This is a genomic window from Salipiger sp. (assembly GCF_059781815.1).
This window is the reverse complement of record NZ_JBYNAH010000161.1, coordinates 1-12,427: the sequence shown is the minus strand read 5'-3', so window position 1 is coordinate 12,427 and position 12,427 is coordinate 1. Positions and strand designations below refer to the sequence as shown.

General features: G+C 69.3%; 13 protein-coding genes. 10 read left to right on the top strand and 3 right to left on the bottom strand.

Annotation, left to right across the window (positions count from 1 at the left end; translation table 11 throughout):
- The 3 genes from AC6RA4_RS17290 to guaB all read right to left on the bottom strand — a co-directional run.
- Nucleotides 1-1,044, bottom strand: a 1,044-nt coding sequence (locus AC6RA4_RS17290; protein ID WP_500162477.1) for a PAS domain-containing protein, incomplete at its 3' end; no start/stop codon positions are given.
- A 152-nt stretch (nt 1,045-1,196) separates the two neighbouring features.
- Nucleotides 1,197-2,351 (bottom strand): RsmB/NOP family class I SAM-dependent RNA methyltransferase, encoded by a 1,155-nt coding sequence (locus AC6RA4_RS17285; protein ID WP_500162475.1) that lies wholly within the window; start codon nt 2,349-2,351, stop codon nt 1,197-1,199.
- The gene (gene guaB, locus AC6RA4_RS17280; RefSeq protein WP_500162473.1) at nt 2,348-3,796 is read right to left on the bottom strand and encodes an IMP dehydrogenase; all 1,449 of its coding nucleotides are present in this window, start codon (nt 3,794-3,796) and stop codon (nt 2,348-2,350) included. Before guaB ends, AC6RA4_RS17285 begins: the two co-directional genes overlap by 4 nt.
- 342 nt (nt 3,797-4,138) lie before the next feature.
- Between guaB and speB the strand changes: the two genes are divergently transcribed.
- From speB to gap, 10 genes are all read left to right on the top strand, one after another.
- Nucleotides 4,139-5,107 carry an agmatinase gene (gene speB / locus AC6RA4_RS17275; protein WP_500162472.1) on the top strand — a complete coding sequence of 323 codons (969 nt, stop codon included), beginning with the start codon at nt 4,139-4,141 and terminating at the stop codon, nt 5,105-5,107.
- A gap of 172 nt (nt 5,108-5,279) precedes the next feature.
- Nucleotides 5,280-6,422, top strand: coding sequence for a CaiB/BaiF CoA transferase family protein (locus AC6RA4_RS17270; RefSeq protein WP_500162470.1), 1,143 nt, complete (start codon nt 5,280-5,282; stop codon nt 6,420-6,422).
- An 87-nt stretch (nt 6,423-6,509) separates the two neighbouring features.
- Nucleotides 6,510-8,546 carry an ASKHA domain-containing protein gene (locus AC6RA4_RS17265; RefSeq protein WP_500162468.1) on the top strand — a complete coding sequence of 679 codons (2,037 nt, stop codon included), beginning with the start codon at nt 6,510-6,512 and terminating at the stop codon, nt 8,544-8,546.
- Nucleotides 8,547-8,675: 129 nt separating this feature from the next.
- Complete coding sequence (locus AC6RA4_RS17260; RefSeq protein ID WP_500162467.1) at nt 8,676-9,254, top strand: YqaA family protein; 579 nt, start codon at nt 8,676-8,678, stop codon at nt 9,252-9,254.
- The gene (locus AC6RA4_RS17255) at nt 9,251-9,724 is read left to right on the top strand and encodes a disulfide bond formation protein B (protein WP_500162465.1); all 474 of its coding nucleotides are present in this window, start codon (nt 9,251-9,253) and stop codon (nt 9,722-9,724) included. Before AC6RA4_RS17260 ends, AC6RA4_RS17255 begins: the two co-directional genes overlap by 4 nt.
- Before the next feature lie 123 nt (nt 9,725-9,847).
- Nucleotides 9,848-10,093: a PepSY domain-containing protein gene (locus AC6RA4_RS17250; RefSeq protein ID WP_500162464.1), complete on the top strand. Its 246-nt coding sequence runs from the start codon at nt 9,848-9,850 to the stop codon at nt 10,091-10,093.
- Between the two features lie 77 nt (nt 10,094-10,170).
- A complete protein-coding gene (locus AC6RA4_RS17245) occupies nt 10,171-10,710 on the top strand; it encodes a cytochrome b/b6 domain-containing protein (protein ID WP_500162462.1) in 540 nt (179 codons plus the stop codon).
- Nucleotides 10,707-11,234 carry a helix-turn-helix transcriptional regulator gene (locus AC6RA4_RS17240; RefSeq protein ID WP_500162461.1) on the top strand — a complete coding sequence of 176 codons (528 nt, stop codon included), beginning with the start codon at nt 10,707-10,709 and terminating at the stop codon, nt 11,232-11,234. The genes AC6RA4_RS17245 and AC6RA4_RS17240 overlap by 4 nt, the downstream gene beginning before the upstream one ends.
- A gap of 32 nt (nt 11,235-11,266) precedes the next feature.
- Complete coding sequence (locus tag AC6RA4_RS17235; RefSeq protein ID WP_500162460.1) at nt 11,267-11,410, top strand: hypothetical protein; 144 nt, start codon at nt 11,267-11,269, stop codon at nt 11,408-11,410.
- Nucleotides 11,411-11,503: 93 nt separating this feature from the next.
- The coding region (gap, locus tag AC6RA4_RS17230) for a type I glyceraldehyde-3-phosphate dehydrogenase (RefSeq protein ID WP_500162458.1) at nt 11,504-12,427 on the top strand (924 nt) is incomplete at its 3' end.

The following is a 12,427-nucleotide window of genomic DNA, read 5'->3' as shown; positions in this document are numbered from 1 at the left end:
GAGGAACTCCGAGCGGTGCAGACCCCGTCCCGCCGCTGCCTCGCCGATCCAGAGATGGACGGAGCGGCCGAGCCCCTCCATGAATTCCGACAGGTTGCGGCCCTCCGCACGCTCGGTGTCGAGCAGCCGGCAGGCGCTGGCATTGGCGCGCAGGATCCGCCCCTCGGGATCGAGCCGCAGGAGGGGCACCGGAAGGTCGTCGAACCCGCCTGGCCCCGCGGCCTCGGGCAGGGCCGGATCCTCAAGAGGGTGCAGCACCACCTCCTTGCGGCCGATGCCGGCATCGACGCACCGCACCGCAAAGCTCTGAGCGCCCTCGGGCGTGACAAAGCGCTGGATCGCGCCGGGCCGCAGCGGCGGATCCTCGAGCGCGTCGTCGATCCGCTTGACCCGGCGCCCGAGCAGCCGCCGCGCCCGGGCGTTCATGTAGAGCACCGCGCCGCTGCGCCCGAGCGTCAACACCGGCGGATCGCTCGCGGGCCCCGGCGCGGCATCGGGCTCGGGCCGCTCCGGCAAGCGATCGAGCCGCCAGACCCAGCGCTCGGCATCGAGCACCCGCAGCGCCAGCACCCGCCGCCCGCCGCGCGCCGCCACCTCCTCGCGCGCGTGACCGCGATCATGAGCCTGCAGCCAGAGCCGGTGGCTGACCCCCTCGGCCCCGGCCACCTGCCCGGCCAGAAGCTCGGGCAGCGCATCGCCTGGCCGCGCTTCGAATTCGCGCCGGGCGGTGGAGTTGGCATAGATCAGGCACAGCGCCGGATCGGTGACAAGGATCGGCGCCGGATCCCCCTCGGCAAAGGCGCAGACCGCGGCAAAGCTGCGCGCATCGCGCCGCCGGCGGAACCCGTAGCTGACCAGCGCAAGCGCTGCGGTGGTCGCGAAGGCCGCGGCGGCAGCGAGCATCCCGGTGCGCAGCGTCGGCTCGGCGCTCAGCATCGCGGTCAGGCCGCTGGCCAGCGCCAGCGCCGCCAGCAGCGCGGTGCTGCGCAACACCGCGCGCGCCCCGCGTCGCCCAAGCCGCTCTGCCGCCATGCTGTCGCTCACCTGGCCCCCTCTCGCCGGTCGGGCATCCACGAGATGCACCGCGACCGGTCTTAGTCTCCGGGCATTAACCAAAGGTAAACCACGCCCCGGAGACATCTCCCGGTTGTGGAGAGTGCCGTCAGCGGTGCCCTCGGGTCAAGCGCGGAGCGAGGTCAGGCCGGGGCGGTCAGGCAGGCAATGTAGAATCCGTCGCCGCCATCGGAGGGCAGGAACTGGCGATCCTGCGCCAGTTGCCAACCTGGATGGGTGGCGAGGAACGCCGCCACGCGCTCACGGTTCTCGACCGACAGCATGGAGCAGGTGGCATAGGCCAGCGTGCCGCCGGGAGCGACCATCGGCGCGACGGTCTCGAGGATCCGGGACTGGGTTTCGGTCAGCTCCGAGAGCCCCTCGGGCGTCAGACGCCATTTGCCCTCGGGCGCGCGGCGCCAGGAGCCACTGCCGGAACAGGGCACGTCGCAGAGCACCAGATCGTAGGGACCGCGGGGCTTCGGCGTGATGAGGATCCTTGCCCCCGCGCGGGCGGCGCGGGCCGGCAGATCGGACATCCGGGCCGGGTTGGCGTCATGCGCCTCGACCGGGCCGGCAAGGCGGGCGGCCATGGCCAGCGCCTTTCCGCCGCCGCCGGCGCAATAGTCGAGCACGCGCTGACCCGCGGCGAGCGGCAGCGCTGCGACCACCGCCTGGCTGGCGGCGTCCTGCAGCTCGACCAGACCCGAGGTGAAGGCCTTCGAGCGCGCCACCTTGCGGGCGCCCGCGATCACCTCGAGCGCGGTGTCAGCGAGCGGATGCGCGCGGGTCTCGATGCCCTCGGCGGCAAGCGCCGCGACGGCCTCGGGCACGGTGCCACGCAGGCTGTTGACGCGCAGAAAGACCGGTGCCCGGTGGCGGAGCTCCTCGGCCGCTTGCGCAGCCTCCTCGCCAAGGCTCGCCTGCCAGGCCGGCCAGAGCCAGTCGGGCAGATCCAGCGCTTCGGCGCCGTCCGGGGTCCGCCCGGCGCCGCGCTCGTCGTCTTGCAGCGGCGCGGGCGCATGGCCCTCGCCGGTGAAGAGTGCGTCGGGATCGCTGCCCTGCTGGCGCAGCAGGCCGATCATCCGCGCCCGCCCGCTTTCGCCGCCGCCCGTCGCGGCGGTCGAGCGCCAGCGGCGCATCACGTCAAAGACATGGTCGCGCACCGCGGCGCGGTCCTTGGAGCCTGCGAAGCGCGAGGCCCGCGACCAGCCGAGCAGGGCCTGCTCGGCCGGCACGCCCGCCGCGATCCGGTCTAGGATCTCCGCCGCGGCCTGAACCCGTGCCGCCGGCGTCATCCGACGCGGTAGTTCGGGCTTTCGCGGGTGATCTGCACGTCGTGCACGTGGCTCTCGCTCAGGCCCGCGTTGGTGATCTTCACGAAGCTGCAGTTCTTGCGCATCTCGTCGACGGTGGCGTTGCCGGTATAGCCCATCGCCGCGCGCAGGCCGCCCACCAGCTGGTGGATCACCGCGCCCGCCGCGCCCTTGTAGGGCACCTGGCCCTCGATGCCCTCGGGCACCAGCTTGTCGGAGGCGGCGTCCTTCTGGAAGTAGCGGTCGGCGGAGCCGCGCGCCATGGCGCCGAGCGAGCCCATGCCGCGATAGGCCTTGAACGAGCGCCCCTGGTAGAGAATGACCTCGCCGGGGCTCTCGTCGGTGCCGGCGATCATGCTGCCGACCATGGCGCAGGAAGCGCCGGCGGCGATCGCCTTGGCGAAATCGCCGGAGAACTTGATGCCGCCATCGGCGATCACCGGCACGTCTCCGGCGGCCTTGGCGCAATCCATCACCGCAGTGAGCTGCGGCACGCCGACGCCGGCGACCATGCGGGTGGTGCAGATCGAGCCCGGCCCGATGCCGACCTTGACCGCATCCGCCCCGGCCTCGATGAGCGCGCGGGTGGCATCGGCGGTGGCGACGTTGCCGGCGATCACCTGCAGCTCGTTGGAGAGCCGCTTGACGCGGGCCACGGCCTCGAGCACGCCCTGCGAATGGCCGTGGGCGGTATCGATCACCACGATGTCGACGCCGGCATCGACCAGCGCCTCGGTGCGCTCGAAACCGCTGTCACCGACGCCGCTGGCGGCGGCGCAGAGCAGGCGGCCGAGCCGGTCCTTGCTGGCCGAGGGGTTGACCACGGCCTTCTCGGTGTCCTTCAGCGTCAGCAGGCCGGTGAGCTTGCCGGCGGCGTCGGTGACCAGCAGCTTTTCGATGCGGCGCGCGCGCATCAGGCTGATCGCCTCGTCGCGGTCGGCGGGCTCCTGCAGGATGGCGAGGTTCTCGGAGGTCATCATGACCCGGACGGGGGTGTCGTCCTTCTGGGCGAAGCGCATGTCGCGGTTGGTCACGATGCCGACCACGTGCTTCTTCTCGTCGACCACCGGGAAGCCGGTAAAACCGTAGCGCTCGGTGAGCGCCTTGGCATTGGCCAGCGTCTGGTCCGGGGTCAGGGTCACCGGGTTGTAGACGATGCCGCTCTCGAAGCGCTTGACCCGGCGCACCTGCTGGGACTGTTCCTCGACGGTTAGGTTCTTGTGGATCACCCCGATGCCGCCGGCCTGGGCCATGGTGATGGCCATGCGGGCCTCGGTCACGGTGTCCATGGCCGAGCTCAAGAGCGGGATGTTGAGGGCGATGGATTTGGTCACGCGGGTGCGGGTGTCGGCGGTGCTGGGCAGCACGCTGGACGCCGCGGGAACGAGAAGAACGTCGTCGAAGGTGAGCGCCTCGCGAATCTCCATGGGGTGGCTCCTTGGGAGGGGATCGGTTGGCACGTCCCTATTGCACGGATGCGCGGGAGGCGAAAGCCCCCTTCCTCGCGTCCTGTCTCTTGCCCCTGCCCGGCCGCGTGCCGGTTGCGTGAGCGTGAGGGGGCGCTGCCCCCTCTTGGCCTGCGGCCAATTCACCCCCGAGGTATTTTTGAACCAAAGAAGACATGAGCGCTGCGCCCCTGGCTTCTCTTCGTCAAAAATACTCCCGCCGGAGGCGTCCGGCCTCTGACACCGGGCGCAGCGTCCGGGCGATTGCGTCCGCGCCCGGGCTGGCGCAGGGTGGCCACGAGTTCGAGCGAGAGGAAGACGACCTTGGCACATGGATACGAAAGCGGCCGGCTGAACCTGCCCTTCACCGGGATCTGCACCTTTGCAAAGAAGCCCTATGTCGCGGACTGGAGCGCCATCGACGCCGACGCCGCGATCCTCGGCGCGCCCTTCGATGCCGGCACCCAGTGGCGCGCAGGCGCAAGGTTCGGACCGAGGGGCGTGCGCGAGGCCTCGACGCTGTTCTCCTTCGGCCATGCCGGGGCCTATGACCACGAGGACGATGTCACCTATCTGGGCGAGGAGGTGCGCATCGTCGACATGGGCGATGCCGACATCGTGCATACGGACACGATCGCCAGCCACCGCAACATCCGTACCGGGGTGGAGGCGGCGCTGAAGGCCGGCGCGCTGCCGGTGGTGATCGGTGGCGACCACTCGGTCAACATCCCCTGCATCGAGGCCTACGAGGGCCACGCCCCCTTCCACATTCTGCAGATCGACGCCCATCTCGATTTCGTCGACGAGCGCCATGGCGTCACCCGCGGCCATGGCAACCCGATGCGCCGCGCCGCCGAGAAGGACTGGGTCAGCGGGCTCACGCAGGTCGGCATCCGCAATGTCAGCTCCACCGCCAAGGAAGGCTATGACGCGGCCCGCGCCATGGGGTCCGACATCCTGTCGGTGCGGCAGGCGCGCGGGCTGGGCGCGGCCGGCGTGGCGCAGCGCATCCCCGAGGGCGTGCCGGTCTATATCACCATCGATATCGACGGGTTCTGCCCGTCGATCGCCCCGGGTACCGGCACGCCGAGCCATGGCGGCTTTCTCTATTACGAGGTGCTGGAGATCCTTCAGCAGGTCGCCCACGCGCACGAGATCATCGGCATCGACCTCGTCGAGGTAGCACCTGATTACGATCCCACCGGTTCGACCTCGATCCTTGCGGCGCAGATCCTGATGAACCTGCTGGGCTTCGTATTCCATGCCCGTGGCCAGCGGATGCCCGCCGCGTAGGCAGGCCGGGCGCCCCGGGCCAAACAATGGCCCGGAAACTGCGGCACGCAGGAAACAACCTGCACGCGAAATGGGCAGAGTTGAGCGCATCGGCGAGGAACCGCTTGCGGGACTCGCCAAGCTGCGGAAAGCTCGGGGGTGAGCAGAAAAACAACATGAGAGCCAAAGGCCCATGCCCCTTCCCCTCAACGGCGTCACCGTCGTCGATTTCAGCCGCATCCTCTCCGGGCCCTATGCCACGATGATCCTCGCCGATCTCGGCGCCGCGGTGATCAAGGTCGAGCGCCCGGGCAAGGGCGACGACGCGCGGCGGCTGCCGCCGCTCAAGGACGGCAAGAGCGCCTATTTCGCCGCCGTGAACCGCGGCAAGCGCTCGATCGCGCTGGATCTCGACGTCGAGGCCGACCGCGCCCTGCTCGACCGGATTCTCGCCCGCGCCGATGTGCTGGTGGAGAATTTCCGCCCCGGGGTGATGGCGCGGCACGGGCTTGACTGGGAGAGCCTGCACGCCCGCCATCCGCAGATGATCTACGCCTCGGTGAGCGGCTACGGCCAGACCGGCCCCGACGCCAAGCGGCCCGCCTATGACACGGTGGTGCAGGCGCGCGGCGGGCTGATGGGGCTCACCGGCACGCCGGGCGAGCCGCGCCGGGCGGGCAGCTCGGTGGGCGATCTGGCCGGGGGCATGTTCCTCGTGCAGGGCATCCTCGCGGCGCTCTACGCCCGGCAGACAGATGGCAACGGGCGACGCATCGATGTGGGCCAGCTAGACGCGCAGGTGGCGCTGATGGATCAGGCGGTGGCGCAGGCCGCGATGAACGATGCCCACCCGGCCAACGCCACGCGGCACCCCTCGATCGCGCCCTGCGAGGCGGTGGCGGCCTCGGACGGGCCCTTTGTGCTGGCCGCCGGCACCGATGCGCAGTTCGAGAAGCTCTGCCTGACGCTGCAGCTGCCGCTGGCCGACGATCCGCGCTTTGCCGACAATGCCGCGCGGCTGACCCATGCGCGGCTGCTGAAGCGCCTGATCGAGGCGGTGACGCTGGAATTCCCGCGCTCGCACTGGCTGGCCCGGCTCACCGCCGCCGGCATCCCCTGCGCGCCGATCCAGACCATGGAGCAGGTGATGAAGGACCCCCAGCTACTGGCCCGCAACATGATCGTCGACGTGCTCGACCGCTATGGCCGCGCCACCTTCAAGGCGGCCGGCAACCCGATCAAGATCTCGGGCATGGAGGATCGTCCGGCACGCCCCGCGCCGCCCGAGCTCGACGGAAACCGCGCCGATATCCTGCGCTGGCTCGACAGCGACTGACGCGCAGCTGCCGCGCGGTGTCGCATCCGGGCCATCGCCTGCCGCTGCCCAAGCTATGCTGAGGAGGCGCAACAGGCAGGCCGGACCATGACCCAAGACCCCCTCGTCGTCTTCACCCCCTCGGGCAAGCGCGGCCGCGTGCCGGCGGGCACGCCGGTTCTGACGGCCGCACGCCGGCTCGGGGTCGATCTCGACTCGGTCTGCGGCGGCCGCGGCATCTGCTCGAAATGCCAGGTGGCGCCGGCCTTCGGGGATTTTCCGAAGCATGGCATCCGCTCGGAGCCCGGGGCGCTGTCGGATTGGAACAAGGTCGAGGCGCGCTACCACGAGAAACGCGGGCTGGCGGAGGGGCGGCGCCTCGGCTGCCAGGCGCAGATCCTGAGCGACGTGGTGATCGACGTGCCCGCCTCCAGCCAGGTGCACCGGCAGGTGGTGCGCAAGGAAGCTGCCGCACGGGCCATCGAGATGGATCCGGCGACGCGGCTGCAATACGTCGAGGTCGCGGCCCCCGACATGCACGAGCCGACCGGCGATCTCGAGCGGCTCGCGCGGGCGCTGCAGGCGCAATGGGGCGTCGCCGAGATCCGCTCCGGGCTGCCGCTGCTCGCGCAGCTCCAGCCGGCGCTGCGCAAGGGCGACTGGACCGCCACCGTGGCGCTGCACCGGCGCGCCGAGGACGCGGTGCCCGAGCTGGTGGCGATCTGGCCTGGACTGCACGAGGGCGGCATCTTCGGCCTTGCCATCGATCTCGGCTCGACCACGATCGCGGCGCATCTCACCGATCTCGACACCGGGGCCGTGGTGGCGTCGGCGGGGATCATGAACCCGCAGATCCGCTTTGGCGAGGACCTGATGAGCCGGGTCTCCTACGCCATGATGAACCCCGGCGGCGCCGTCGAAATGACCCGCGCCGTGCGCGAGGCGCTCTCGACCCTGATCAGCGAGATCGCCTATGAGGCAGAGATCGACCCGGCGCTGATCCTCGAGGCGACGTTTGTCTGCAACCCGGTGATGCACCACCTGCTGCTGGGCATCGACCCGGTGGAGCTTGGCCAGGCGCCCTTCGCGCTGGCGACCTCCTCGGCCCTCGACCTCAGCGCCCATGAGCTCGGTCTCACCTCCTTGCCCGCCTGCGCGCAGATCTACCTGCTGCCCTGCATCGCGGGCCACGTCGGAGCCGACGCCGCGGCGGTTGCGCTCTCCGAGCAGCCGGGGCTGTCGGAGGATCTGGTGCTGGTGGTCGATGTCGGCACCAATGCCGAGATCCTGCTTGGCGATCGCGGCGGCGTGCTGGCCTGTTCCTCGCCCACCGGCCCCGCCTTCGAGGGCGCGCAGATCAGCTCGGGCCAGCGCGCCGCCCCCGGCGCCATCGAGGCGGTGCGGATCGATCCCGCCACCAAGGAGCCGCGCTTCCGGGTCATCGGCTGCGAGCTCTGGTCCGACGCGCCGGGCTTTGCCGAGGCCACGGCGGCGAGCGGCATCACCGGGATCTGCGGCTCGGGCATCATCGAGGCGGTGGCCGAGATGCGCATCGCCGGGCTTCTGGACCCGGGCGGCCTCATCGGCTCCGCCGAGCAGACCGGCAGCGCGCGTTGCATCCCCGAGGGCCGCACCCACGCCTACGTGCTGCATGACGGTCGCGCCGAGGGCGGGCCGCTGGTCACCGTCACGCAGGGCGACATCCGCGCCATCCAGCTTGCCAAGTCGGCGCTCTATGCCGGCGCACGGCTGCTGATGGATGCGCGCGGCGTCGAACGGGTCGACCGGGTGGTGCTCGCGGGCGCCTTCGGGGCGCATATCTCGGCGCTGCACGCCATGGTGCTGGGGATGATCCCCGACGTGCCGCTCGACAAGGTGAGCTCGGCCGGCAACGCCGCCGGCACCGGCGCACGCATCGCGCTTTGCAGCCTTGCCGCGCGGCGCCAGATCGAGCGCGAGGTCCGCGCCATCACCAAGGTCGAGACCGCCATCGAGCCGCGCTTTCAGGAGCATTTCGTCGCCGCCAACGCGATCCCGCACGCCTCCGACCCATTCCCGGAGCTGGCGCGCCACGTCAACCTGCCCGAGGTCAGCTTCAACGCGGGTGCGGAGGGCGGTGGCCGGCGCAGGCGACGGCGCGGCTGAGACCGGTTTCTGCCCGCAAGACCAGCGCTGTGTCACCCGCAGGACGCGATCCAGCGGACAACACGTTTTCGTCTGTTGCGTGGCGCGCGCGGTCATGGTTCCTCGGTCGAGGACAAACGGAGATCACCCATGCTGCGCCGCCTTTACGACTGGACCATGTCGCTGGCCGACCATCCCAGAGCGCTCTGGGCGCTTGCCCTCGTCTCGTTCATCGAGGCCTCGGTCTTCCCGATCCCGCCCGATGTGCTGATGATCCCGATGGTGCTCGCCGCGCCGCGCAAGGCGTGGCTGATCGCACTGGTGGCGACCTGCGCCTCGGTGCTGGGCGGGCTCGCAGGCTATGGCATTGGGCATTTCTTCTTCGAAAGCCTTGGCCGCCCGATCCTCGAGGCGATGGGCAAGGCCGACCAGATGGAGGCCTTCAACGCGCGTTTCAACGGGGTCGGGTTCTGGGCCGTGCTGATTGCCGGCGTGACGCCCTTTCCGTTCAAGGTCATCACCATTATGTCGGGCTGGACGGCGATGCCGCTCGGAACCTTCATCGTCACGGCCATCGTGGCGCGCGCGCTGCGCTTCTTCGTGGTGGCCGGGCTGCTCTGGGGCTTCGGCCAGCCGATCCGGCACTTCATCGAGCGCCGCCTCGGGATCGTCTTCACGCTCTTCGTGCTGCTCCTCGTGGGTGGCTTCTATATCGTGAGATACCTATGACACCGACCCGCACCCTTCTCATCCTGCTCGCCGCCGGCGGCTCCGCCGCGCTTCTGCTCGGGGCGCTCGGCTTCCAGTACCTGGGCGATCTGCCGCCCTGCAAGCTGTGCATCTACCAGCGCTGGCCGCATCTCGCCGCGGTGGTGATCGGCCTCGGCGCGCTGGCGACCCGGGGGCCGGTTCTGCCGATCCTCGGCGCGCTCTCGGCGCTGGCCACCGCCGCGGTCGGCTTCTACCACACCGGCGTCGAGCGCGCCTGGTGGGAGGGCCCGACCACCTGCACCGCCTCGGGCTCGGTCACCGGGATGAGCACGGACGACCTGCTGAACCAGATCATGACCGCCGAGATCCAGCGCTGCGACGAGGTGATCTGGGATCTCTTCGGCCTGTCGATGGCCAGCTGGAACACCATCGCCAGCCTCGCCTTCATGGCGCTGTGGCTCTGGGCCGCCCTGAAAAGCAAGGCCTGAACCAAAGTTGCAAGCGCCCGGATCTGCACCCCCCGGTGCATGGTCCGGGCCGGCACCCGCTGCCACCTCCTGTCTCCGAGGCGCCGGATCCCCCGGCCCCGCGCATCCCAGACAGGAGCCCCCATGATCAAGACCATCGCCGCCGCCCTGACCAGCCTCGCCCTCGTCGGTCCCGCCTTTGCCTCGCCCGATGTCGACGCCGCCACCCAGAGCCAGATCCGCGAGAAGCTCACCGCCGAAGGCTTTGAGGTTCGCAAGATCGACAACGAAGACGGTATGATCGAGGTCTATGCCCTCAAGGACGGAGCGCGGTTCGAGCTCTATCTCGATGCCGACCTGAACGTCGTGCGCAGCAAGACCGAAGACTGAGCCGTCCTCCGGCGCGGCCCGTCGTCTGTCCCCCCGGTCGTTTCCCAGGGCCGCGCCCCCTTTCCGGGAGCATCACCATGACACGCCATTACATCTGGGACCCGCTGCTGCGGCTGTTCCACTGGAGCCTCGCGGGCTTCTTCGTCACCAACGCGCTTTTCACCGATCCGGAGAGCAAGCTGCACGAGACCGTCGGCTACGCCATCGCGGCGCTGCTGGTCATCCGGCTGATCTGGGGCTTTGTCGGGCCGCATTCGGCGCGCTTCACCAGCTTTCTGCCGAGCCGCGACCGCATCCGCGGCCAGCTCACCGACGTGGCCACCGGGCGGCGCCGGGTCCACCTGATGCACACGCCGCTCGGCGCGCTGATGATCTTCAACCTGTTGCTCACCCTCGCCGCCATCATCGCCACAGGCGTCATGATGACCACCAACGCCTTCTGGGGCATCGACTGGGTCGAGGAGACCCACGAGGCGCTGGTCACATGGGCCGAGATCTCGGTGGCCCTGCATGTGGGCGCGGTGCTGTTCGAGAGCCTGCGCACCGGGGTCAATCTGCCGCAAGCGATGGTTACGGGTATCAAAACCATTCCGGAGGGTGCAAAGATCGAACCATGAGCGACACTCTGGTTCCGGACACCCCACGATCGACCCCGCTGATCGTCCTGATCGCCGTGCAGAGCCTCTGCACGGCGTTCTTCGTGGGAGACATGGCGCTCGACTGGATCGAGATCGGCTGGCCGCCGATCGTCGACGGCGAGTCTGCCATCGAGTCCTTCGCGGCGCTGAGCCTGCTCGTGGCCATCGCCGTCGAGATGCGCTGGCTGCTGGCGCTGCTGCGCCGCAAGGCCCATCTCGAGCGCCAGCTCTCGCTCGCGGCCGGAGCCTTTCACGACATCGTCGCGGCGCAGTTCCGCAGCTGGGGGCTGACGCCATCGGAGGAGGACGTGGCGATGTTCACCCTCAAGGGCCTGTCGATTGCCGAGATCGCCGCGCTGCGCGGCTCTGCCGAGGGCACGGTGAAGTCGCATCTCAACGGGATCTACCGCAAGGCCGGCGTCAACGGGCGCGGCGCCTTTCTCAGCCTGTTCATCGAAGAGCTGATGAACACGCCCGCCGGGGCCGCGTCAGATCGGGCGTGACAGCCCGCGCGCGCTCTGGCATCACCGGCGTCATGACCAACCGGATCGCCATATGGATCGGCCTGCTGATCCTCCTCGCGCTGGCCGCCGACACCCTGCTCTATGGCTCGGAGCATTTGGTGTTTCTGGGACGTAAGTTCTTTGCATTGCTGGATTGGATGGCCTTCTGGCGCTAATCGCGCCTGCGGCCCCCGGGGCAGGTTGACTTAGCGGCGGCAACCTGATGACCTGCGCCCAACCTTCAGTATTTCGATAGCAAGGAGATACCCATGACCGTCAAAGTCGCAATCAACGGCTTCGGGCGCATTGGCCGTAACGTGCTGCGCGCCATCATCGAGTCGGGCCGCACCGACATCGAGGTGATCGCGATCAACGACCTCGGCCCGGTCGAGACCAATGCCCACCTGCTGCAGTTCGACAGTGTTCATGGCCGCTTCCCGCAGGAAGTGACCGTCTCCGGCGACACCATCGACGTCGGCCGCGGCCCGATCAAGGTCAGCGCCGAGCGCAACCCCGGCGACCTGCCCTGGGGCGATGTCGACGTTGTGATGGAATGCACCGGCATCTTCACCGCCCGCGACAAGGCCGCGCTGCACCTCGAGAACGGCTCCAAGCGGGTGCTGGTCTCGGCCCCGGCCTCGGGCGCCGACAAGACCATCGTCTACGGCGTCAATGACAGCGTGCTGACCAAGGACGACATCGTGGTGTCGAACGCGTCGTGCACCACCAACTGCCTGTCGCCGGTGGCCAAGGTGCTCAACGATGCCATCGGCATCGAAAAGGGCTTCATGACCACGATCCACTCCTACACGGGCGACCAGCCGACGCTGGACACCATGCACAAGGATCTCTATCGCGCCCGCGCCGCGGCGCTGTCGATGATCCCAACCTCGACCGGTGCCGCCAAGGCGGTGGGTCTGGTGCTGCCGGAGCTGAACGGCAAGCTTGACGGCGTCGCGATCCGCGTGCCGACCCCGAACGTCTCGGTCGTCGACCTGACCTTCGAGGCCAAGAAGGCCACCACCGTGGAAGAGATCAACGACGCCATCCGCGCCGCGGCCGATGGCCCGCTCAAGGGCGTTCTGGGCTATACCGACAAGAAGAATGTCTCGATCGACTTCAACCACGATCCGCATTCGTCGATCTTCCACACCGACCAGACCAAGGTCATGGAGGGCACCATGTGCCGTATC